The organism is Rhizobium sp. LEGMi-198b (assembly GCF_054114205.1).
Genome location: NZ_JBSYVH010000001.1, coordinates 235,802 through 256,953, shown reverse-complemented (window position 1 = coordinate 256,953; position 21,152 = coordinate 235,802). Strand labels below are relative to the sequence as shown.

The window sequence follows — 21,152 nt, the reverse complement described above, 5'->3', positions numbered from 1 at the left end:
ATGTCAGATTTTCGTGTTTGTTGGTTTGGATGTATCGGCATTCTTGTTCGGGGTCAGCGATATCGCCTTGCGAGTATCGTAGAGGCCGAGAACAAGGATGATGAAGAGCGGTAGCGTCAGCAGGAATGACGCCAGATAGCAGAGGAAGAGCACGGGTATGCGCCAGTCCTTGCCGCGCGTGCGAAAATGCAATGATGCGAAGCCGGAAATGAGGAAGCCAGCACCGAAAGCACCGAGGATGGCGGCGGCGATCAGGCCAATCACGCCGCCGAAGAATATCGCGACGATCGCTACGAGAAAGACAAAGATCGCGTTGCGATTCATGCGCAATGATGAGGGTATATCCTCCCGCGGGCGCAGATTATGCTTTGAATCTGCAACGATGCGGATCGCCACATAATAGGCGGCAAGTAGCATCATGACCCAGATCATGCCCCACGCGATCGGGATCGTGTAAAGCATCAGCGACTTCATCTTTGCGATCGCAATCGGATCGAGCTGAAGATCGGGGGACTGTTGGTTCAACGCGCCGACATAGGCGTCGACAACCTGGCCGACCAGATCGGCATTGTAGCCCATGATCGCGCCGACGATGACGACGGTCGCCGCCGTGAGGCCGCAGAGATGCAGCATGATGTCGGAGAGCGGATACCAAGCCATCAGGTGGTCTGGGCCGCCGAGTTCGGAAGCCGGACGCGCCAAATTGGCGAGATGGCTGAGCCAGGCCGGTATCAGCGTCATGACGAGCGTAAATATGCCGAAATATACCGACTGCCAGATGGCGCCGATGACACTCGCCACCACAACGGCGGTGATGACGGCCGCGTTACCCCAGCCAAGACCGACAATCAGGATCGGGAGCGCGGAAAGAGCGCCGAAGAGAATGAACAGCAACGGCTGAGTCGTCGCGCCATACACAAGTAGCACGGCGGTAAGACCGGCGAGGGCGCCGATGGCCAGCACTTTCGGGTTCATCTGTTGCACGTCGCTGTCCTGCTTCGCATCGAGCAGTTAGAGGATGCTTCCGACACTCCGGTCTGAAAGCCGTCCCCAACATGGGGTTTTAAGGTTCCGATCCGCGCCCATCGCGAAAGGGAGAAGGGAAGGCATCGCTGCCTTCCCTCAATTCATTCATGCAGCGCCGGCGCGATTAAGCGACGACGTAGGGCAGCAGGCCGAGGAAACGGGCGCGCTTGATCGCCTGGGCGAGTTCGCGCTGCTTCTTCTGGGAAACGGCCGTGATGCGGGACGGAACGATCTTGCCACGCTCGGAAATGTAGCGCTGCAGGAGACGGACGTCCTTGTAGTCGATGCGCGGCGCATTGGCGCCCGAGAACGGGCAGGTCTTGCGGCGGCGATGGAACGGACGACGGACCGGTGCGGAGGAAACTTCAGACATTCTCAAATCTCCTTAAACGCGGTCTTCGCGCGGACGGCGCGGACGGTCTTCGCGGTCACCACGATCCGGGCGCGGACCACGATCGCCGAAGCTGCGCTCCGGACGGTCACCATCGCGGCGCGGACGGTCGTCACGGTCGCGCTTCTGCATCATGGCCGACGGGCCTTCTTCGTGCTTCTCGACAGCGATCGTCATGTAGCGCAGGACGTCTTCGCTGATGCGCATCTGGCGTTCCATTTCCTGGACCGCAGCGGCCGGTGCATCGATGTCCATCAGGGCGTAGTGAGCCTTGCGGTTCTTCTTGATGCGGTAGGTGAGGGACTTGAGGCCCCAGTTTTCGATACGCCCGACTTTACCGCCGTTAGCTTCGATAACACCCTTGTACTGTTCTACGAGGGCGTCGACCTGCTGAGCGGAAATATCCTGCCGGGCAAGGAATACATGTTCGTAAAGAGCCATGGATAGCTTTGCCTTTCTTGCGTTGGTCTGAACCCGATATTCGGCGGCTAAGCCTCAACGACTGCTCCTGAGAGGGAAGACCCCAAGCAAGAAAAGCGTTTCCGAGACGGTCGAGAGCGGAGACACGGGAGGCTGGAACACTTCCGTTCCGAACGATTTTCAGCGAAGAAAACCGGCCCTCCGTTCAGCCACCAGCCAGAAGACCGGGTTGCGAACAGGGCGGCTTATACGGATTTTTGCGGGAAAGGCAAGGGGCGAAATTGCGCCGTCCGACAGCGGACGCCCTTGCCCAGGCCGAGGTAGGCGGCTTCAATCGTCCGGCAAGGTGAAGACGGCGCAGGGGTCGGCGATGCCCCGCAAGGAATATTCGCCCAAGGGGATCAAGTCGGTTTTCGTCTCTGCCGCAACCGCGCCCGAGACGAGTACACTGCGGCCAAGAGGCTTGCACAGGCCTTCGAGCCGGCTCACCAGGTTTACCGCCGGGCCTATGGCGGTGAAATCCAGCCGGTCGGCTGCGCCGATATTGCCCCAGAGCATCTCGCCGAAATGCAATGCGGCACCAAAGGGCAGCGGCGGCAGCCCTTGCGCTTGCCGCACGACATCGAGATGAGCCATGCCGGCGCGAGCGGCGGTGACTGCGCGCAGCGCCGCCTCGCAGGCATCGCCCGGCGTGCCGGTGACCGGGAAAATTGCCAGCGCGCCGTCGCCGATGAATTTCAGCACCTCGCCTCCGAAGGCGTGCACCGCTCCTGCAACGCGGTCGAACCAGGCGTCGAGAGAAGCAATCATCGCCGCTGGTTCCGTCGCCTCGGACAAAGCGGTGAAATCGCGCAGATCGGCGCAGAGCAAAGCGGCCCGGATGGTTTCGCCGGTGCCGCGCTGCAGCGCGCCGGCCTGTACCCGCGCCGCACTGCGCCGGCCGAGATAGGCCTCGAGCAGCGCTGCCAGCGCCGCCCGCGCGGCGAGGGCGCTCAAGGGTGCTGCGGCGAAGCGCGCGGCTTGCCGCAGACGGTCAGCCTCGGCAGGATCGAATGGCCGGAGCCCGGCCCAGCCGAGCACCGGACTATCCGCAGCCGTACCGACCGCATCTTCATGCACGGGGCCAAGCCCGGCCAGCCACTCGTGTCCGGCTTGGCTGGATGGACCTCCTGCGAAGCCCAACGCCTCGATCACGGCCCCGGTTTCCGCCCGCCATAGCCAGATGCGCCGGGCGATGATCGGATGCGGCACGGCGAGCGTCAGGGCTCCTCCGGCAAGCGGCAGCCCGTCAGCCAACAGCCGGCCGCCGAGCTCGGCCAGAAACCGTTCAGGGCCGGGAGAGGCATCGGCCTCATCAACCAGCCAGGCAAGAGGGGTGGGCAGATCCATCTGTCGATCATGCCACGGCAGCCGCAGGCTGTCATCCGCCGTTGCGGCGGTGCTCCTGCGTGTGATGCTGGTCCACGAAACTGCCGCTCAGGACTAGTGAGTTCGGGAACGGAAAGCGGTCATTTCCTGCCAGCCATGGGATCCGGACCCGGGTCACGCCCGGCTGCAGCTTCGGCCAGCCGTCCGAGATAGTGAGCCCAGCCTTCAGCATGGCCGGCGCATTGTTCGGCATTGGGCAGGCCGGTGTGGGTCAGGCGTAGCAGCGTTCCGTCCGGCTGCTCGATCAGGTCGATTTCGACCAGGCTCGATCCCGGTGGAACCACCTCGCTGCCATCCCAGCCGAAGCTATAGGCCAGGCGGTGTACTGGTACCACCTCGCGAAAGGAACCGCGAGCGAAACGTGCGCCGGTGACGTTGACGAGATAGAGTCCTTCCGGCTGAGGTTCGACCTGTGCCTCCGTTCCCATCCAGCGCAATATCTTCTCCGGATCGGTCAGGAGGGCGAATACCGCGGCTGGTGGCGCCGGGATGCGCTTTTCTTGGCGGACGACAAGGGGCTCTGGCATCGGTCTCTCCTTTGGTTGCATGGCCTGCCTCACCGGAGGCGGAGAATGGACAGGCGCATCCTATCGCGGAACGTCCTCGCGCGACAGCATGTAGGCGCAAGCCCGCCTGCAACAAGAGCGTTGTCTGCCATGGTATTGCCGCGCTGAGCGCTCGATCTTCAATCTTCGCAACGGGTGGAAAGCGACACTATCCTGGGCAATTCTAATAATGATCCGCAGGAAATATCGGCATCGGCGCATCCTCCATCATTTCGGCATAAAGCCGTTCGGTCTGCTGATCCGTCGGGAACATGCATTCGAGCCTCAGTTCCTGCGATGCAATGGTCATGGGGGTGCCGACTGTCGTTATTAGTGAGAAGAAGCCAAGGCTCTTGCCGTCCTTCACAAAGACCAGAGGAATGACGGGTGTGCTGCTGGCCACAGTGAGCGCTTTCCAGTCGATATCGACATCCGGATAGGCAAGCAGCGCTTTCAGAAGCTCCCGGGTCTTATCGTCGACCACCCGACCGATGGACTCCCGATGGACGCGCGCCAGCAAGCTTCTCGATGTCTCCGGCCAGTCGCGAATGAAGGGGCGCATCCCGACAGGATCGAACATCAGATGCAGCAGGTTGCGTGGCGATTTGCGCGCCGCCATATCGACGAAGCAATTGAAGAAGCGGGGCACGGCGGTATTGGACAGCAGAACGTTCCAATAGCGGTCCATGACAACTGCGGGGAAAGGTTCATGCTGACGCAACATCCGCCGCAGAGCATCCGCGACGGGTTGCATTTCCGGTGCGTCCCAGGAATCGTCCGAATAGATCGGCGCGTAGCCTGCGGCGAGCAGCAGCGTGTTGCGTTCACGGAATGGCACATCGAGTGCCTCGGCAACGGTCAGCAGCCTCTGGCGGCTGGGAACGCTGCGGCCGCTTTCAACGAAGCTGATGTGACGCTGCGAAACGCCCGTCTCCATCGAAAGGTCGAGCTGGCTCTTGCCGCGCACCTCCCGCCAGTGGCGCAGCAACGGTCCAAGCTGTTTCGAGACCGATATCGCTGTGTTGCTGTTCGTCATGGAGGGCCTCTTTGTGGGCTATGCCTGCGGCATCTTATGCCTGGTTCGGCAAGATCAGAATTGCACCGGCCCGACGGAACCGAACCAGTGGCGCACCTTAGTGTGATCAGCCTCGTCCATGTAGAAGAAGTGCGTCATGACGGGCCTGACGACAGGATGGTTCGGATCGTCCGGGGTCATCGTGACGAAGCCGCGGAAGACCTTGAGGAACCCGCCATCCCAATATTCGGTCACATCATGAAGGGCGGTAAATCCGGTGTCGATGAAAGCGCGCAGACTTTCGCGGATAATCTCGCGGCCCTTCCATTCGGCAATACCCAAATTGGCGGTGGCGTCTTCTGCGAAGCAGTCGAAGCCGGAGCCGAAGGTCTTGTCGTCAATTTCCCTCCAGAAGGCCAACAGCCAGTCCGGTGTTTCGCGCTTCGTGAAAATCATCTTATTCATAGTATGTCTCCTGACGTATTTGCTTGGGGCACGAAGAGACCGGAGCTGCCGGAGCGAAGCCGCCGGCGCTTGAGGTCTGGTCTCTTAGCGGCACCGGTTCGGTGCCTATCTCTTGTGGAGATGTCCCAAAATTACGCGTGGGTATGACGCGCCTCAATTACATCAGAGGTCATATTTTCGCGGCTTGTTTGGCCGCCATTGTGCCGATTGCCAGGTTGCGCCTTGCCACCGCGGCAAGGCGCTTCCACTGATCACATCGGCATCGGATACTGCCGGTGTACTTTTTCGATCTCGGCAATCGCCTCTTCGGGCAGCGTCACATAGGCTGAGGCAATGTCGGTTTCGAGCTGGGCCATCGAGGTCGCGCCGATGATGACTGAGGTCATGAAGGGCTTCGTCAGGCAGTAGGCAAGCGCCAGCTTGGCCGGATCGAGATGATATTTGGCGGCGATCTCCAGATAGGCCTTGACCGGCGGCTCCTGTAGCGGCTGCAGACGGCCGCCGATGTCGGTATTGATCGAGCCGCGCGAACCGGCCGGGCGTGCGCCGCCGACATACTTGCCGCTGAGAATGCCGCCGGCGAGCGGCGAATAGGCGAGCAGGCCGACATCTTCATGGTGCGACAACTCGGCGAGGTCGAGGTCGAAGTGGCGGTAAAGCAAATTGTATTCGTTCTGCGTGGTGGCAACGCGCGGCAGGCCCTTCTGCTCTGCGATCGTCAGATATTTCTGGATGCCCCAGGTCGTCTCGTTGGAGAGGCCGATGGCGCGGATCTTGCCGGCCTTCACCAATTCGCCCATCGTTTCCAGGATCTCGGTGATGTTAGCGACAACCTTTTCGCGGTCCTGGGTGAAGGGGTTGTAGCGCCAGTTCTGGCGGAAGTGGAAATGGCCGCGGTTCGGCCAATGCACCTGATAGAGATCGATATAATCGGTTTTCAGCCGCTTCAGGCTGCTGTCGATGGCCGCGCGGATATTGGCGGCATCGGCGCCCTGGCCGCCGCGCAGATAGTCGCGGCCAGGGCCGGCGACCTTGGTGGCAAGAACGATATCCCTGCGCTTGCCGGTCTTTTCGAACCACGTGCCGATATATTCCTCGGTGCGGCCTTGGGTCTCCGCGCCGACCGGCGTCGTCGGATACATCTCAGCCGTGTCGAAGAAATTGACGCCCTTGTGAAGGGCATAGTCCATCTGCTCGTGTGCCTCTGCCTCGCTGTTCTGTGTGCCCCAGGTCATCGTGCCCAGGCAAATCTGCGAAACCGAAATATCGGTGCGGCCTAAATTCTTATAGTTCATGGGAAAACCTTGATGCTTGCGGAAAAAGTCTGGGGAAAGATCGCGTAAATCTAGGTGGGAAATGAGCAAGCGCAAGAAGAAAATAGAAACTCCTCGCAAACGCAAAAGGCAGTGACTGCAGGGGCTGCGCTATTGACTCCACCGCAAACAATGTCATTGGGAAGCGAAACGACCCCTAAGGAAGCCCGATATAATGACTGTTGCTTTCACATTTCCCGGCCAGGGTAGCCAGACCGTCGGCATGGGCAAGGATCTTGCTGATAATTTCGCCGAAGCGCGCGCCGTCTTCGAGGAAGTCGATGAAGCGCTCGGTGAAAAGCTTTCCGACATCATCTTCAATGGCCCGGATGATAGGCTGACGCTGACGGCAAATGCGCAGCCCGCGCTGATGGCTGTGTCGATCGCTGTCATGCGCGTTCTGCAGGCGCGCGGCCTCGATCTGAAGAGCAAGGTTGCTTATGTTGCCGGTCATTCGCTTGGCGAATATTCGGCGCTTTGTGCCGCCGGCACTTTCTCGCTTGCCGATACGGCGCGGCTGCTGCGCATCCGCGGCAATGCCATGCAGGCTGCGGTTCCGGTCGGCGTCGGCGCCATGGCGGCGATCATCGGCCTGGAACATGCCGATGTCGTCGCGGTTTGCACGGAAGCTTCGGCCATCGGCGCCTGTCAGATCGCCAATGACAATGGCGGCGGTCAGATCGTTATCTCCGGTGAGAAGGCTCCCGTCGAAAAGGCTGCCGAGCTTGCGGCTGAAAAGGGCGCCAAGCGCGCCATTCTGCTGCCGGTATCCGCACCCTTCCATTCGTCGTTGATGGCGCCCGCCGCCGAGGCGATGCGCGCCGCTTTGGCGGAAGTGGCAAAATCCGATCCCGTCGTGCCCGTCGTTGCCAATGTCCGCGCCGCCCCGGTGCAGGACGCCGGCGAGATCGCCGATCTGCTGGTTGCGCAGGTTACGGGGCAAGTGCGCTGGCGCGAGACGGTGGAATGGTTCGCCGCCAACAATGTGACAACATTGTATGAAATCGGCGCTGGCAAGGTGCTGACGGGTCTCGCCCGGCGCATCGACAAATCGGTGAACGGCATCGCCGTCAACACGGCGGCCGACATCGACGCAGCTCTCGCAGGCCTGCTTGGCTGATACATAAATTAACGAACGAGGGACACCACATGCTCGATTTGACCGGCCGCAAGGCCCTTGTAACCGGTTCTTCCGGTGGTATCGGCGAAGAAATCGCAAGGCTGCTGCATAAGCAGGGCGCTATCGTCGGCCTGCACGGCACGCGCGTCGAGAAGCTCGAGGCACTGGCTGCCGAACTTGGCGACCGCGTCAAGATCTTTCCGGCCAACCTTTCCGATCGCGACGAGGTAAAGGCGCTCGGCGCCAAGGCTGAAGAAGAACTCGGTGGCGTCGACATCCTCGTCAACAATGCCGGCATCACCAAGGACGGCCTGTTCGTGCGCATGAGCGACGAGGACTGGGACGCCGTACTGGAAGTGAACCTGACGGCCGTCTTCCGCCTGACGCGCGAGCTGACGCATCCGATGATGCGCCGCCGCTATGGCCGCATCATCAACATCACCTCCGTAGTCGGCGTCACCGGCAATCCCGGCCAAGCCAACTACTGCGCCTCCAAAGCCGGCATGATCGGCTTCACCAAGTCGCTGGCACAGGAGATCGCAACGCGCAACGTCACGGTCAACTGCGTCGCTCCCGGTTTCATCGAGAGCGCCATGACCGGCAAGCTGAACGACAAGCAGAAAGAGGCGATCATGGGCGCCATTCCCATGAAGCGCATGGGCAGCGGTGCAGAAGTCGCATCCGCCGTCGCCTATCTCGCTTCCTCCGAAGCCAGCTACGTCACCGGTCAGACGATCCACGTCAACGGTGGCATGGCAATGATCTGAAAAAGGAAAAGTCTGTTGGGGGGAGCTTTCCCCTCCAATAGCATGTTGAGCAACCTGGAAGCGGCGATTTTCTGGCTTTGCGACAGACTTAAACCGTGTTAAGCGGGCCATGACTGTGATCAGTCGTCCCGAAAATGCAGATGGACCGGGCCGCGTGTACGGCGGCCGGGACCGGATGTGAAGGCCGGGTTGAACGGGTTTGCCAGCGGCGCCATGCAGGTGCTGCAGGCTTGAACAGGGTAGGGATGTCACACGGCATTCTGATCAGGACATAAATAAGGTCGAGGAAACCGACATGAGCGATATCGCAGAACGCGTAAAGAAAATTGTTATTGATCATCTTGGCGTCGACGCCGACAAGGTTGTTGAAAGCGCAAGCTTCATCGACGACCTGGGCGCGGACTCGCTCGACACGGTCGAACTGGTCATGGCCTTCGAAGAAGAATTCGGCGTTGAAATTCCTGATGACGCTGCCGACTCGATCCTGACGGTCGGCGATGCGGTAAAGTTCATTGAAAAGGCCCAGGCCTAATCTTTTGCGCTTTGTCACGGGCGGGCTCTCTGAGTCCGCCCTATTTCGTCCGGCGAGGTCGGACGGATCATATTCATACGCATGGCATGATAAAAAGACGGGGGTCTGCGGGCGATGAGACGTGTCGTTATCACGGGTACCGGCATGGTATCACCTTTGGGCTGTGGCACTGAGGTGTCCTGGTCGCGTTTGATTGCTGGGCACAACGGCGCGCGTCTTGTCACGGAATTCGAGGTCGAAGATCTCGCCGCAAAGATCGCTTGCCGCGTTCCGGTCGGTGATGGCAGCGACGGCACTTTCAATGCCGACGACTGGATGGAGCCGAAGGAACAGCGAAAGGTCGATCCTTTCATCATCTACGGCATGGCAGCGGCCGATATGGCGCTGAACGATGCTGGCTGGCATCCGACCTCCGACGAAGACCAGATCGCAACTGGCGTCATGATCGGCTCCGGCATCGGCGGCCTGGAGGGCATTGTCGAGGCAGGATATACGCTTCGCGACAAGGGTCCGCGCCGCATCTCGCCCTTCTTCATTCCGGGCCGTCTCATCAATCTCGTTTCCGGCCAGGTCTCGATCCGCCACAAGCTGCGCGGCCCGAACCATGCCGTCGTCACGGCTTGCTCCACCGGCGCGCATGCGATCGGCGATGCGGCCCGTCTGATCATGCTCGGCGATGCCGACGTCATGGTCGCCGGCGGCGCCGAAGCTCCGGTTTGCCGCATCTCGCTCGCCGGCTTTGCCGCCTGCAAGGCTCTGTCGACCGATTATAACGACAATCCGCAGAAGGCTTCGCGTCCTTACGATCGTGACCGTGACGGCTTCGTCATGGGCGAGGGCGCCGGCATCGTTGTTCTCGAAGAGCTGGAACATGCCAAGGCACGCGGCGCGAAGATTTACGCCGAGGTGGTCGGCTATGGCCTTTCCGGCGACGCCCATCACATTACTGCCCCGTCCGAGGATGGCGAGGGCGCGTTCCGCTGCATGACGTCGGCCCTGAAGCGCGCCGGCTTGACGCCGGCTGATGTGGACTACATCAATGCCCATGGCACCTCGACCATGGCTGATACGATCGAGCTCGGCGCTGTCGAGCGGCTGGTCGGCAATGCTGCTTCCAAGATTTCGATGTCGTCGACCAAGTCGGCGACCGGCCATCTCCTGGGCGCGGCCGGTGCGATCGAGGCGATCTTCTCGACGCTTGCCATTCGCGACAATATCGCGCCGCCGACGCTGAACCTCGACAATCCGGAGCGGGAGACGGCCATCGATCTCGTGCCGCATAAGGCCCGTAAGCGGGACATCAATGTCGCGCTGTCGAACTCCTTCGGATTCGGCGGTACGAACGCATCACTTGTCCTGCGTCGCTATGAGGCATAATAACAGCGCATAACTCCGGAAAGCTGTAGCGTTTTTCGGCAAAACTATGCGCGATCCTTGAATGTTGTTGTGTTTTTTTGCGTGTCCCATGGATGCGCCGCAGCAATGTCTAATCGGTCGAAAGCGGATCTTCACCAGGCTCCGCTTTATCTTCTGAACCTGTTTTTTGCCGCATTGCTTGGTCAAAGAGCAGGCAATGACAAATGAAGGGATTGCCGGTGAGCGATACGAACCAGAACAGCGGAACTCCGAACGGGCAGAAGGGGCCGATTATCCCGAAATCGGCCAACGAAGCTCTGCGTCCGGAGCGTGTTCCGGATCCGCCGAAGCGCTCCCGCAAAGCCCGCAGCCAGATGGTGATTTTCCTGAACTTTCTGATGACGCTGGTCGTCTTCGTGATCGTTCTCGCGATCGTCGGCACCTATTACGCCATCTCCGCCTACCAGAGCCCCGGACCGCTGGCGACCAACACCAATTTCATCGTGCGCAACGGCTGGGGCCTTGCCGAGATTTCGGGCCGGCTCGAAGCCAACAACATCATCTCCGATGCCCGCATCTTCCGCTACCTGACGGCCACCTATCTACACAATGGCGAGACGCTGCGGTCCGGCGAATATGAGATCAAGGCCGGCGCCTCCATGAAGGACATCATGGAGCTGTTGAAATCCGGCAAATCGATCCTCTATTCGGTTACCTTGCCGGAAGGCCTGACCGTGCGGCAGATCTTCAACAAGCTGCAGGCCGATCCGGTGCTGGAAGGCGAACTGCCATCGGCGCTGCCGCCTGAGGGTAGCCTGGAGCCCAATACCTATAAATTCACGCGTGGCGCCAAGCGTACGGAAATCATCGATCAGATGAAGGCAGCGCAGGAAAAGCTCGTCGACCAGATATGGGACAAGCGCGATCCGTCGATGCCTCTGACCAATAAACAGGATCTGGTCACTCTGGCGTCGATCGTTGAAAAGGAAACCGGGCTTGCGGATGAGCGCGCTCATGTGGCGTCGGTCTTCCTCAACCGTCTCGGCAAGGGCATGCGTCTGCAATCCGACCCGACGGTGATCTATGGGCTCTTCGGTGGCGACGGCAAGCCGGCCGATCGCCCGATCTTCCAGTCGGATCTCAAAAAAGAAACGGCTTACAATACCTACATGATCAAGGGCCTGCCGCCGACGCCGATCGCCAATCCGGGCAAGGACGCGCTCGATGCCGTTGCCAACCCCTGGAAGACGCAGGACCTCTATTTCGTTGCGGATGGCTCGGGCGGCCACGTCTTCGCCGCGACGCTGGAAGATCACAATGCCAACGTCAAGCGCTGGCGCAAGCTCGTCGCCGAAAAGGGCGAGGATCCCAGCGCGATCGCCGTTGACGGTCAGCCGGACGATAGCGGTGCCACAGCCGGTACGGCCCCTTCCGGCACACAGCAAAAAAAGAAGACGAACTGATCTCTGCTGCGCTGTGCTTTCGATCGAACGGACGGCGTAGTCTCACCTTGCATTGGTCCATGATTGTTGAGCGATTGTGGACGAGAATTATCGGAGGCTTGCATGGTATTGCAGTCCATGACCGGTTTCGCCCGGCGTGAGGGAACGAGTGGGCGCTCTCGTTGGGCATGGGAATTGCGATCGGTCAATGGCAAGGGTCTCGATTTCCGCCTGCGCCTGCCGCAGGGGCTGGAGCGGCTGGAAACCGATATACGCAAGCTCATCACCGACAGGTTTGCGCGCGGCAACCTGCAGGTCGGCCTTTCATTGTCCGTCGATGAAAGCCGCGTCGAGGCGGTCGTCAATCAGGACGCGCTGGCGACAGTGCTGGCCTTACGCGGTCAGCTCTCAGGCGTCATCGATCCTGCGCCGCTGCGGCTGGACACGCTGCTCGCAATCCGCGGCATCGTAGAGTTCAAGGAAGCTGAAGAGAGCGACGATGCGCTTGCCGCACGCGACGCCGACATCATGGCGGGTCTCGAAGCCGCGCTCGCCGATCTCAGCGATATGCGCCGTCGGGAAGGGCAGGCGCTCGGTCAAATCCTGCTCGGCCATGTCGGCGTCATCGAGACGCTGACGACAACGGTTGAGAGCGATCCGTCCCGCTCGCCGCAGGAGATTGCCGCGAGGCTTGCGACGCAGATTGCCATGCTTCTGGACGGAACCTCCGGCCTGGATCGTGACCGGCTGCATGCCGAGGCCGCTCTCATCGCCACCAGAGCGGATCTGCGCGAGGAGATCGACCGGCTGAAGGCGCATGTGGTGGCAGCTCGCGACCTTATCGCCAAGGGTGGACCGGTCGGACGCAAACTCGATTTCCTTGCACAGGAATTTAACCGGGAATCAAATACTATCTGTTCGAAGTCGAATGCCGCAGCGGTCACCGCCGCCGGCATCGAGTTGAAAGTGGTCATCGACCAGTTCCGCGAACAGGTCCAGAATTTGGAGTAAGCCATGAAGCCGGCGATATCCACATCCATTCCGATTGCGCGCCGGGGGCTGATGCTTGCCATTTCCTCGCCATCCGGTGCGGGCAAATCGACAATAGCGCGCACCTTGCTGGAGACCGATAAGCAGATCGGTCTTTCCGTCAGCGTTACGACGCGGCAACGGCGGCCGAGCGAGATTGCCGGCGTGCATTATCATTTTGTCTCGTTGCGGGAATTTGAGCGGCTGCGCGATTCCGACTCTCTGCTCGAATGGGCGGAGGTACACGGCAATTTCTACGGCACGCCGCGCGAGCCGGTAGAGACGGCGATGGCCGAGGGCCGCGATATGCTCTTCGATATCGACTGGCAGGGGGCGCAGCAACTGCAGGAGAAGATGCCGGCCGACGTCGTATCGATCTTCGTGCTGCCGCCCACCATGACGGAGCTGCAATCGCGCCTGCACCGCCGCGCCGAAGATTCCGAAGAGGTGATTGCCACGCGGCTTGCCAATTCCAGAGCCGAGATCGCCCATTGGCGCGAATATGACTATGTCATCATCAACGATGATCTGAACGCCGCTTTCGACGCGGTTCAGTCGATCGTCAAGGCCGAACGCCTGCGTCGCGATCGCCGCCACGGCATGTTCGACTTCGTTCGTGGTCTGCTGGAAGAAACGCCGAAGCTGTAATCGCGATCAAAGCGAGTTTGACAACCGGCAGAACTCTTCGACGGAGAGCGTTTCGGCGCGTCGCTGAGGGTCGATGTCGGCTTTCCGCAACAGTGCTTCGCCGCCAAGCGATTTCAGACTTTGGCGCAGCATCTTGCGCCGCTGACCAAAGGCGGCCTGCGTCACCTTTTCCAGATTGTCGACGGAGCAGGGGATCGGCTTTTCCTTGGGCGTCAGATGCACGACCGTCGAGGTCACCTTCGGCGGCGGCGTGAAGGCCTGTGGTGGCACATCGAAGGCCATATGCGCATTGGTGCGCCAGCCGCAGAGGACGCCGAGGCGGCCGTAATGATCGTCATCCTCGTCGGCAACGATCCGCTGGCCGACCTCTTTCTGGAACATCAGCGTCAGGGACTGCCAGAAGGGCGGCCAATGGCCGGGCAGCAGCCAGTTCACCAGCAACTGTGTGCCAACATTATAGGGCAGGTTGGCGATGATCTTGACCGGTCCCTCTGGCGCCAGTGCCGCGAAATCCGTCTTCAGCGCATCGCCTTCGATGACCTCAAGCCGGCCGGGATAGTGATCGGCGATCTCGGCGAGCGCCGGCAGGCAGCGCGCGTCGCGCTCAACGGCGATGACCTTGGCGGCGCCAAGCGCAAGGATGGCGCGCGTGAGCCCACCTGGCCCCGGGCCGACTTCGAAGACGGTGGCGCCCTCCAGCGATCCGGCGGTGCGGGCAACCTTTTGGGTCAGATTAAGATCCAGCAGAAAGTTTTGGCCGAGCGCCTTGCGCGCGTCGAGGCCATGGCGCTGGATTACGTCGCGAAGCGGCGGCAGACCGTCGAGTGCGGCCATCAGCGATTGCTTCCCGTCGCGCGGCTGAGCTCGCTCGCCAGCTTGAGCGCCGCCACGAGACTGTCCTCTTTGGCGATACCCTTGCCGGCGATGCCGAAGGCGGTGCCATGGTCCGGCGAGGTGCGAACAAAGGGAAGGCCGAGTGTGACATTGACGGAATCGTCGAAGCCGAGCGCCTTGGCCGGAATCAAAGCCTGATCGTGATACATGCAGACGGCGACATCGTAGTGACGGCGCGCATCGTCGTGGAACATCGTGTCGGCGGGCAGGGGACCAAAGGCATCGATGCCTTCATTGCGCAGCGCGTCGATCGCCGGACGGATGATGGCCTCATCTTCCTTGCCGATCGCGCCGTTCTCGCCGGCATGCGGATTGAGGCCGGCAACGGCCAGCCGCGGTTTTGCGATGCCGAAACGAGTCCTGAGGTCGTGGTCGGTGATCCGGCAGGTCTCGACAATCAAATCCGAGGTCAGCGCCTGCGGCACATCCTTCAGCGGAATATGGATGGTGACGGGAATCGCCCGCAGCTTCGGTCCGGCGAGCAGCATTACCGGCATTACCGGCTTGCCTGTCGCGCGTGTCGCAAGATCGGCGAGGAATTCGGTATGGCCGGGAAAGCCGAAGCCGGCGTCGTAAAGGACTGACTTGGCGATTGGGTTGGTCACGACCGCGCAGGTATCTCCCTTCATGCTGAGCGAGACCGCCATCTCGATAGCCGCAATCGTGGCTTTCGCCGTCACGACATGCGCTTCGCCTGCAACCACATCCATGCCGGCGGCAATCGGCAGCACCGGCAAGGCATCGGCAAAGACGCCGGAGGCCGTCGATGCGTCGGCTTCCTGAAGTGGCACGGTCAGGTTCAACTGGCGCGCTCGCGCCGAAAGAACGTTCGGGTCGCCGAGAAACAGGAAGGGAGACAAACCAAGCTCGCCGCGGCGAAGCCAGGCGGCGAGCGTGATGTCTGGTCCGATACCTGCTGGGTCCCCTTGCGTGAGGGCAAGGGGGCGGGAAGGGCGGGAGGGCATCGGAACGATCAGCGATAGAGGATCTGCGCCTTGGAGCGCAGTTCATCCATATACTTCTTGTCGTTGGCGCTGACGCCCTGGGCATTCGCCTTGCCGAGATCTTCGGCGCGGAAAACGGCCGCGGCGGCGATGTCGTCGTTCACCTGGCGCTGCGAGCAGATGGCAACATATTCAACACCACGATCGGTCACGATCGCATCGGTCGTGTTGCCCTTTGCCTTCTCCAGCAGCGGCTTCCAGGCTTCAGGAAGATCGGGAGCAAGCACACGGCCAAGATCCTGGACGGAAACGTCGTGCATCGTCGCGGCAAAGACTTTCGCCTGGTCGCAACCGGGGAACTTGGCCCGCGAGGCTTCCGCTTCGGCCTTGCGTTTACCGAGAATTGCGTTGCGCTTGGCAGACGGGACGACGAAGACCATCTGCTTCAGGAAATATTCCGTCGTGACCGGCTTTGTCTTGTTTTCCGTCATGCGCGTCACGAGGGCATCATTCGACATGCGGCCGCCGCTCGAGCCGAAGCGGGCATTGACGACGCGCGGCCAGCTCATGGAAATGGCGATATAGGATTTGAAATGGTCGACGGTGACGCCCATCTTGTCCAGGATCTGTCCAAGCTGCTGCGGCGACATTTTGTTGCTGGCGGCGAAGCGGGCAAATGCGTTGTCGACGTCCGTCGTCGATACCGACATGCGCACGCGGGAGATTTCCGAGCGCTTTAGGGTCTCATCGACGAGCTGCTGTTGCGCCAGCTTGTTGAGGTCGCCTTTCGCGTGCTGCAATTTCAGGAAGTTGATGCGCTTGGCGACATCGCCTGATGTGATCACCGTATTGTTGACGACGACCTTCACCTCACTTGCCGCGAAGGCAACATCGCTGCTTGGCACGGCAAAAGAAGCCATAACCAACGCTACGGCGCCGAATAGCACAGCGCGCATCGGTGTCTTTCCAGAGAACATCAACTAACCCCTTCCCAAAGGTCCTTGTCCGCACTGCGTCACATTGGAACGCCATTGGCGCAATACGGCAAATTCGCGCCAATATCTACAACAAGCACGACGAATTGCAAAATCCTTGCGGCGAAAGAATGACGCGGAGAGACATGGCGATCGCTTCAAAGCAAAAGGGCCGGCTTTGGAGCCGGCCCTTTTGGATTTGAGTGATCAGAACGTCGCGTCCTGGACATTGCCCAGATTGACGTCGCCGAGCGTACGGAACGTTATGCGGGCGCCGATCGACCAGTCGCTTCCCGACTGGTTCGTCGAATCCTTCTTGTCGAGGAACGAGACGCTGAAGATCGTGCATTCGTCCTCATAGGAAAGACCGATGCCCTGGCGCGTGATCTCGCTGTCGTTGAGATCATAGCTGACCGTGCCGAAGACAGACCAATAATTCTTGAATTTGATCTGGGCACGGGTTTGGATTTCGTCCTGGTCCGAGGTGAAGCCATATTGCGGCTGAGCGGCGATATGGGTGTAGGTCACCGAGGTCTGGAAGTCGTCGTTTGCAAAGCCGACCTGCGTATCGCCGCGGCGGAACGCGAAGTCCTTTTCGTCGAAGCGATAGGACTGCGACAGCGAGATGCCCTGCGGCGTCGTGAGGCCGAACATGGTCACATAATCGGAGCGGGTGGTTTCAAGTCCCGAATCCGAACCGGCACCCACCAGATCATCGGTTGCGAACGAGTTTCGTCCGGCAAGCTGGTACGATTGGCCGAAGATGTGCTGCAACTTGTAGCCGCTGTCGAAGCTGCCCGTATAGCGCCAACCCACGTTGGCGCGCGTGCCGCCTTCTACACGGTCGAAGCCGGAGAATTTGTCGCGATCAAACAGATTGGTCGCATCGAAAACAAAGCTCTGGGCGTCTTCATTCGGCAGCCGCCCTGCAAGTTGCTCGTCAGGGCGCACATAGATCTGCGCGATCGGCTCGAACACATGCGTGCTGTTGCTCGTGGTGATGAGGAACGGGTACTTGGCTTCGAGGCCTGCCGTTACCATACCGCGCGTCGCGTAATCGCTGGTGTCATAGTTGCCGGAATAGTCGCCGTTAGGCGCATCCATACCGAGGCCATAGATGTCGCCGCGAGCTGCGGCAAGCGGCGTCAAGACCAGACCCTGATCGGTCGTGAAGGTGCGCTGCCACTGTAGCTCGGTGGTAAGACGCGTATAGCTGCCGGAAAGACCGAGGAAGCGGTCGTTCAGGCTGGCGTCGCCGAGATTGTTGACGTTGTCGAGCACCGACGCCTTGTCACGCGACAAATGCGTGAAGTTCATCGTCGCGGACAATTCGCCGCCATAGACCGAGTTCGGATCGACATCATGATAGTCGACGCTCGGATAGACGACCGCCTGCTGCTTTTCGGCGGTGCTGTTGTCGTCAGCGTCCTGAATGTCGTAGTAGAAGGCGCGCATATCGAAATAATTGCGCTTGCCGAGACCCGTCAAATAGATGTCGTTCGTGTGGGTGCTCTGGCTGAGACCTTGCAAGCCATAGGTGCGCGAAAAGTTGTTATCGCTTTGCGCCATGACATCCCAGCCAAACGTCCAGCGAGGATTGATCCTAAAATCGGCCTTCGACGAGATCACGCCGCGGGTCTTGTGCTCGGCGTCACTGGTATTGGCGGTGAACTGGTCCGGGCTCATCTGATTGATACCGGCGACGCGCAGAATATGCGTACCGTTTTCAAAGCGTTGCCGGAATTCGCCTTCGAGCAGCAAGCCCTGGCTTGTATAGCCGGTGGCGCTGATCGTCGCGTCCATGCTCGGCGAGATGACGTAGTAGTAGGGAACCTTCACGCCAAAGCCGAGGTTCTCCGAATAGCTCATCGACGGAAACAGGAAGCCTGATTTGCGCTTCACCGTATTGTCGGGAACTTCGATCCAGGGAACATAAGCGATCGGCTGGCCGAACAGTTCGAAGCGGGCATGCTCGAGACGGACGGTATGCGTCACGCCGTTCTGCACCACGCGCTGAGCCTTGACCTGCCATAGCGGCGCGCGGCCCTGCTCGGAGCACGGCAAACAGGCGGTATAGACGCCCTTCGTCAGGATCAATTGGTTGCCGCCCACACGTTCGCCCTTTTCGGCGGCCATGCGGGTATTGTCTGGCATTTCGATACGCAGAGCGTTGACGAAACCGTCGGAGAAGCTATCGGTGACATCCATTTTGTCACCGTACATCCGGTTGCCGTCCGGGCTGATCAGCTCGACATTGCCAATCGCCGTCATCCGTCCGCTTTTTTGATTATATTCAACCTTTTGCGCGACCATCTTGTAGCCGCCATAGTTGATCTGAACCGCACCGCTGGCGGTAACGATTTGAGTATCCTTGTTATAGACCAGTTCGTTTGACGAAAGGATCAGCTTGGAGCCTTCCGGCACTTTGACCTTAACGGGAGAGGTCGCAGCGCCAGCGCCGCCGTTATTATTGTTGTCCTGGGCGTAAGCTACGACCGGGCTCATGACAAATGCATACGCAGCCGCGCCCATGACGAGGGCAGCGACAAATTCCTTGATACTCTTGCGGTTGCCTGCCGCCACTTAGCCGTCCTCCTGATGAAGCAGGATCGTTGCTCCGAATGCCAAAGCGACGATCACGGGTATCCATGTCGCCACGAAAGGAGGAACCACTCCGCTGCTCCCGAATGCCTTAACCAGCACGGTGACAACATAAAGCACGAAGCCTGAGAGGATTCCACCCAGAATCACGGAGCGCGATTGGTTGAATCTACTGAATTTTAACGAGACGGTGGCCGCGATCAGCGTCATTGCCACCAGAAGGAATGGCTGCGACAGCAGCGAGTGAAATTGGGTCTCAAGAGCTTTGGTTGAGATGCCAAAGGACTTTGCAATCTTTATTCGATTAGAAAGATCATAAAAAGCAATGGTTTCCGGCTGCGCCAAACGCTCGGAGACGAAATCCTGTTTCAGATTCGTACGAACCTGTACCGTACTCTTATGATCCGGAATTTCGCCCGGTCTGCGCTCGACGACACTGTTAAGAAGCCAGTAACCATCTTGCAACTTTGCCGACTGCGCGTCCTGCCTGAGAACGATATTCCCCTGTGAATCGAAGTGGATAAACACGACGTTCATCAGCGTTGTTCCGTTGTCGAGAACGGCCTTGGCGCCAATGATGACGTCGTCTTTGCCGTTCGACTGACGCAGCCACGGAATCGAGAGCTTATTGTGATAGGACGGATCGCCGCGCAGATCGGCTTCCATCGTTTCCGCTTGTCTTTGCCCCCACGCCGCAACAGGATTGAGGGCAAGCATGGTCAGCAGGCCGACAAAGAATGCGCCAATCACAAATGGCGTCATGAACTGCCAGACGGAGATGCCGGCCGCACGCGCAATCACGAGCTCGCGACGCCGATTGAGTGCGATCAGCACCGTCATGCCGACGAACAGCGCGATGAACGGTACCGTCTGCTGCAGGATGAACGGCAGCCTGACGGCCGTCATCAGCAAACCAAGACTGACCGTATACCCGGGAAGGCCGGCAAGTCGGCCTGCGGTCTCGCTGAAGTCGACGAGATAGACGATCGAGATAACGCCGAGGAAAAACCAGAAGGTCGTCACGACGTAGCGTATGAAGAAGTAGCGGCCGAGCGTATTGAAGATCATGCGCCGCCCCCATTCGAGCCGCCGGGCGCCGGCATGCGATCCTGGATCTTCTGCCGCAGATTGGCGAAGCGGTTGCGGATGGACCTGGGCACCGACATCTTCCGGTTCCTGAACAGCAGGGCGATCGCAATCAAAGCCGCGCAGATGTTGGCCGCATAGAGAACGCCGATGAAATACGGAGCATTCTCGATCTGGTTTGCCGCATAAAAATCCGCCCAGCGCAAGGCAAAAGCAATGGTAAGCGCCGACACCATCGGATGCAGCCGCGCTTCGCGATGGGATCGCGCATCGCCGGCGATCACCAGCGATATCAGGGCAAAGATTGCCGGTAACGCCCAGTCGGTGAGACGCCGGTGTAGCTCCGCGCGGTAGCCGCCTGGTTTTGCTTTATAATCTGGATCGTTCGGATCCGGGTTCAGCAGGAAGCCAAGACCGCGGTCGCCGGCGCGCAGCGTTGCCTGGCCGCGGCTCTGCGTCATGTCGGAAAGATCGAAGGAATAGGAGTCGAAATTGATGACGGAGACGTTGCCGTCAGGCGTTTTGCGGTGAACTTCGCCATCCTTCATCAAAAGCGACGTGCCGCTCGCATCGACGGCGCCTTCCTTGGCATAATAGATGAGATCGAAAGTGGGATCGCGCGAATCCACCACGAACAGGCCCTTCAGGATTCGTCCCGACAGGCGCTGGGTGATCTGCACATAAAGCCCGTCTTCGATACGGCGGAAATTCTTCTCTTCGATAACGGTCGAGAGCAGGTCGGCATAGGCTTCGGCGACCATCTCGCGGGCGGCTACACGCGCTTTCGGCTCAACCATATTGTCGACCACAAATGAGAAAACGCTGATAGCTATCGCGAGAATCATGATCGGGCGGACGATGATGCTGCGCCGCGCACCCGCCGCCTCCATGACGGTCAGTTCCGAATCGCTGTTCATCGCCGTCAGCGTCTGCGTGATGCCGATCACGAGAGCGAAGGGCAAGACCACTGGGATGATCGTCGGCAGGATGAGAGTCGCAAGCTTGGCAAACGACCCTATCGACTGGCCGCTGTCGGTCACGAGGTTGATGCGCTGCAGCACCTGGGTCGTCCAGATGATGGCGAGCACCGGCAGCAGCGCTACCAGGAACATCATGCCGACACGCCGTACGATATATGTTTCGAATAACTTCATGC

Annotated in this window: 21 protein-coding genes; 7 read left to right on the top strand and 14 right to left on the bottom strand. The window is 59.9% G+C overall.

The window, feature by feature from the left end:
• Window positions 1–3: 3 nt before the first annotated feature.
• The 8 genes from ACXHXG_RS01225 to ACXHXG_RS01190 form a co-directional block, all read right to left on the bottom strand.
• Window positions 4–984 carry a DUF2232 domain-containing protein gene (locus tag ACXHXG_RS01225; RefSeq protein ID WP_457898269.1) on the bottom strand — a complete coding sequence of 327 codons (981 nt, stop codon included), beginning with the start codon at window positions 982–984 and terminating at the stop codon, window positions 4–6.
• Window positions 985–1,150: 166 nt separating this feature from the next.
• A complete protein-coding gene (gene rpsR, locus ACXHXG_RS01220) occupies window positions 1,151–1,399 on the bottom strand; it encodes a 30S ribosomal protein S18 (protein ID WP_004122103.1) in 249 nt (82 codons plus the stop codon).
• A 12-nt stretch (window positions 1,400–1,411) separates the two neighbouring features.
• Entirely contained in the window at window positions 1,412–1,858 is a 447-nt protein-coding gene (gene rpsF / locus ACXHXG_RS01215) for a 30S ribosomal protein S6 (protein WP_457898268.1), read from the bottom strand.
• Window positions 1,859–2,167: 309 nt separating this feature from the next.
• Window positions 2,168–3,226 carry an adenylate/guanylate cyclase domain-containing protein gene (locus ACXHXG_RS01210; protein WP_457898267.1) on the bottom strand — a complete coding sequence of 353 codons (1,059 nt, stop codon included), beginning with the start codon at window positions 3,224–3,226 and terminating at the stop codon, window positions 2,168–2,170.
• Window positions 3,227–3,345: 119 nt separating this feature from the next.
• Window positions 3,346–3,792 carry an SRPBCC family protein gene (locus ACXHXG_RS01205; protein ID WP_283049809.1) on the bottom strand — a complete coding sequence of 149 codons (447 nt, stop codon included), beginning with the start codon at window positions 3,790–3,792 and terminating at the stop codon, window positions 3,346–3,348.
• A 202-nt stretch (window positions 3,793–3,994) separates the two neighbouring features.
• Complete coding sequence (locus ACXHXG_RS01200) at window positions 3,995–4,846, bottom strand: helix-turn-helix domain-containing protein (RefSeq protein WP_457898266.1); 852 nt, start codon at window positions 4,844–4,846, stop codon at window positions 3,995–3,997.
• A gap of 54 nt (window positions 4,847–4,900) precedes the next feature.
• A complete protein-coding gene (locus tag ACXHXG_RS01195) occupies window positions 4,901–5,290 on the bottom strand; it encodes a hypothetical protein (RefSeq protein WP_104822557.1) in 390 nt (129 codons plus the stop codon).
• A 251-nt stretch (window positions 5,291–5,541) separates the two neighbouring features.
• Window positions 5,542–6,585 (bottom strand): aldo/keto reductase, encoded by a 1,044-nt coding sequence (locus ACXHXG_RS01190; RefSeq protein WP_457898265.1) that lies wholly within the window; start codon window positions 6,583–6,585, stop codon window positions 5,542–5,544.
• 193 nt (window positions 6,586–6,778) lie between these two features.
• Here ACXHXG_RS01190 and fabD point away from each other — a divergent pair, with 193 nt between their 5' ends.
• From fabD to gmk, 7 genes are all read left to right on the top strand, one after another.
• Entirely contained in the window at window positions 6,779–7,723 is a 945-nt protein-coding gene (fabD, locus tag ACXHXG_RS01185; protein ID WP_104822559.1) for an ACP S-malonyltransferase, read from the top strand.
• 29 nt (window positions 7,724–7,752) lie between these two features.
• Window positions 7,753–8,490, top strand: coding sequence for a 3-oxoacyl-[acyl-carrier-protein] reductase (fabG, locus tag ACXHXG_RS01180; protein WP_104822560.1), 738 nt, complete (start codon window positions 7,753–7,755; stop codon window positions 8,488–8,490).
• Between the two features lie 295 nt (window positions 8,491–8,785).
• The gene (locus ACXHXG_RS01175) at window positions 8,786–9,022 is read left to right on the top strand and encodes an acyl carrier protein (RefSeq protein WP_003547058.1); all 237 of its coding nucleotides are present in this window, start codon (window positions 8,786–8,788) and stop codon (window positions 9,020–9,022) included.
• A gap of 114 nt (window positions 9,023–9,136) precedes the next feature.
• Window positions 9,137–10,399 carry a beta-ketoacyl-ACP synthase II gene (gene fabF / locus ACXHXG_RS01170; RefSeq protein ID WP_457898264.1) on the top strand — a complete coding sequence of 421 codons (1,263 nt, stop codon included), beginning with the start codon at window positions 9,137–9,139 and terminating at the stop codon, window positions 10,397–10,399.
• Between the two features lie 218 nt (window positions 10,400–10,617).
• Window positions 10,618–11,841 carry an endolytic transglycosylase MltG gene (mltG, locus tag ACXHXG_RS01165; protein ID WP_457898263.1) on the top strand — a complete coding sequence of 408 codons (1,224 nt, stop codon included), beginning with the start codon at window positions 10,618–10,620 and terminating at the stop codon, window positions 11,839–11,841.
• 102 nt (window positions 11,842–11,943) lie between these two features.
• Window positions 11,944–12,831 carry a YicC/YloC family endoribonuclease gene (locus tag ACXHXG_RS01160; RefSeq protein ID WP_285168144.1) on the top strand — a complete coding sequence of 296 codons (888 nt, stop codon included), beginning with the start codon at window positions 11,944–11,946 and terminating at the stop codon, window positions 12,829–12,831.
• Between the two features lie 3 nt (window positions 12,832–12,834).
• Window positions 12,835–13,497, top strand: a complete 663-nt coding sequence (gene gmk, locus ACXHXG_RS01155; RefSeq protein ID WP_104822563.1) for a guanylate kinase — start codon at window positions 12,835–12,837, stop codon at window positions 13,495–13,497.
• A 6-nt stretch (window positions 13,498–13,503) separates the two neighbouring features.
• Here the strand turns inward: gmk and rsmA are convergent, their stop codons facing one another.
• The 6 genes from rsmA to ACXHXG_RS01125 form a co-directional block, all read right to left on the bottom strand.
• Window positions 13,504–14,331 carry a 16S rRNA (adenine(1518)-N(6)/adenine(1519)-N(6))-dimethyltransferase RsmA gene (rsmA, locus tag ACXHXG_RS01150; RefSeq protein ID WP_457898262.1) on the bottom strand — a complete coding sequence of 276 codons (828 nt, stop codon included), beginning with the start codon at window positions 14,329–14,331 and terminating at the stop codon, window positions 13,504–13,506.
• A complete protein-coding gene (gene pdxA, locus ACXHXG_RS01145; protein ID WP_457898261.1) occupies window positions 14,331–15,356 on the bottom strand; it encodes a 4-hydroxythreonine-4-phosphate dehydrogenase PdxA in 1,026 nt (341 codons plus the stop codon). The genes rsmA and pdxA overlap by 1 nt, the downstream gene beginning before the upstream one ends.
• 8 nt (window positions 15,357–15,364) lie before the next feature.
• Window positions 15,365–16,255 (bottom strand): SurA N-terminal domain-containing protein, encoded by an 891-nt coding sequence (locus tag ACXHXG_RS01140; protein WP_245463971.1) that lies wholly within the window; start codon window positions 16,253–16,255, stop codon window positions 15,365–15,367.
• Window positions 16,256–16,516: 261 nt separating this feature from the next.
• On the bottom strand, window positions 16,517–18,892 hold the full coding sequence (locus tag ACXHXG_RS01135; protein ID WP_457898260.1) for an LPS-assembly protein LptD: 2,376 nt from the start codon (window positions 18,890–18,892) through the stop codon (window positions 16,517–16,519).
• A complete protein-coding gene (lptG, locus tag ACXHXG_RS01130) occupies window positions 18,893–19,978 on the bottom strand; it encodes an LPS export ABC transporter permease LptG (protein WP_457898259.1) in 1,086 nt (361 codons plus the stop codon). It abuts the gene before it with no gap.
• The gene (locus ACXHXG_RS01125) at window positions 19,975–21,150 is read right to left on the bottom strand and encodes an LptF/LptG family permease (protein ID WP_104822569.1); all 1,176 of its coding nucleotides are present in this window, start codon (window positions 21,148–21,150) and stop codon (window positions 19,975–19,977) included. Before ACXHXG_RS01125 ends, lptG begins: the two co-directional genes overlap by 4 nt.
• Between the last annotated feature and the right edge of the window lie 2 nt (window positions 21,151–21,152).

Bases quoted from the DNA above. Each gene is read 5' to 3' on its own strand.
- rpsR (WP_004122103.1), bottom strand. From the start codon at position 1,399: ATGTCTGAAGTTTCCTCCGCACCGGTCCGTCGTCCGTTCCATCGCCGC.
- rpsF (WP_457898268.1), bottom strand. From the start codon at position 1,858: ATGGCTCTTTACGAACATGTATTCCTTGCCCGGCAGGATATTTCCGCT.
- ACXHXG_RS01210 (WP_457898267.1), bottom strand. From the start codon at position 3,226: ATGGATCTGCCCACCCCTCTTGCCTGGCTGGTTGATGAGGCCGATGCC.
- ACXHXG_RS01205 (WP_283049809.1), bottom strand. From the start codon at position 3,792: ATGCCAGAGCCCCTTGTCGTCCGCCAAGAAAAGCGCATCCCGGCGCCA.
- ACXHXG_RS01200 (WP_457898266.1), bottom strand. From the start codon at position 4,846: ATGACGAACAGCAACACAGCGATATCGGTCTCGAAACAGCTTGGACCG.
- ACXHXG_RS01195 (WP_104822557.1), bottom strand. From the start codon at position 5,290: ATGAATAAGATGATTTTCACGAAGCGCGAAACACCGGACTGGCTGTTG.
- ACXHXG_RS01190 (WP_457898265.1), bottom strand. From the start codon at position 6,585: ATGAACTATAAGAATTTAGGCCGCACCGATATTTCGGTTTCGCAGATT.
- fabD (WP_104822559.1), top strand. From the start codon at position 6,779: ATGACTGTTGCTTTCACATTTCCCGGCCAGGGTAGCCAGACCGTCGGC.
- fabG (WP_104822560.1), top strand. From the start codon at position 7,753: ATGCTCGATTTGACCGGCCGCAAGGCCCTTGTAACCGGTTCTTCCGGT.
- ACXHXG_RS01175 (WP_003547058.1), top strand. From the start codon at position 8,786: ATGAGCGATATCGCAGAACGCGTAAAGAAAATTGTTATTGATCATCTT.
- fabF (WP_457898264.1), top strand. From the start codon at position 9,137: ATGAGACGTGTCGTTATCACGGGTACCGGCATGGTATCACCTTTGGGC.
- ACXHXG_RS01160 (WP_285168144.1), top strand. From the start codon at position 11,944: ATGGTATTGCAGTCCATGACCGGTTTCGCCCGGCGTGAGGGAACGAGT.
- gmk (WP_104822563.1), top strand. From the start codon at position 12,835: ATGAAGCCGGCGATATCCACATCCATTCCGATTGCGCGCCGGGGGCTG.
- rsmA (WP_457898262.1), bottom strand. From the start codon at position 14,331: ATGGCCGCACTCGACGGTCTGCCGCCGCTTCGCGACGTAATCCAGCGC.
- pdxA (WP_457898261.1), bottom strand. From the start codon at position 15,356: ATGCCCTCCCGCCCTTCCCGCCCCCTTGCCCTCACGCAAGGGGACCCA.
- ACXHXG_RS01140 (WP_245463971.1), bottom strand. From the start codon at position 16,255: ATGGCTTCTTTTGCCGTGCCAAGCAGCGATGTTGCCTTCGCGGCAAGT.
- lptG (WP_457898259.1), bottom strand. From the start codon at position 19,978: ATGATCTTCAATACGCTCGGCCGCTACTTCTTCATACGCTACGTCGTG.
- ACXHXG_RS01125 (WP_104822569.1), bottom strand. From the start codon at position 21,150: ATGAAGTTATTCGAAACATATATCGTACGGCGTGTCGGCATGATGTTC.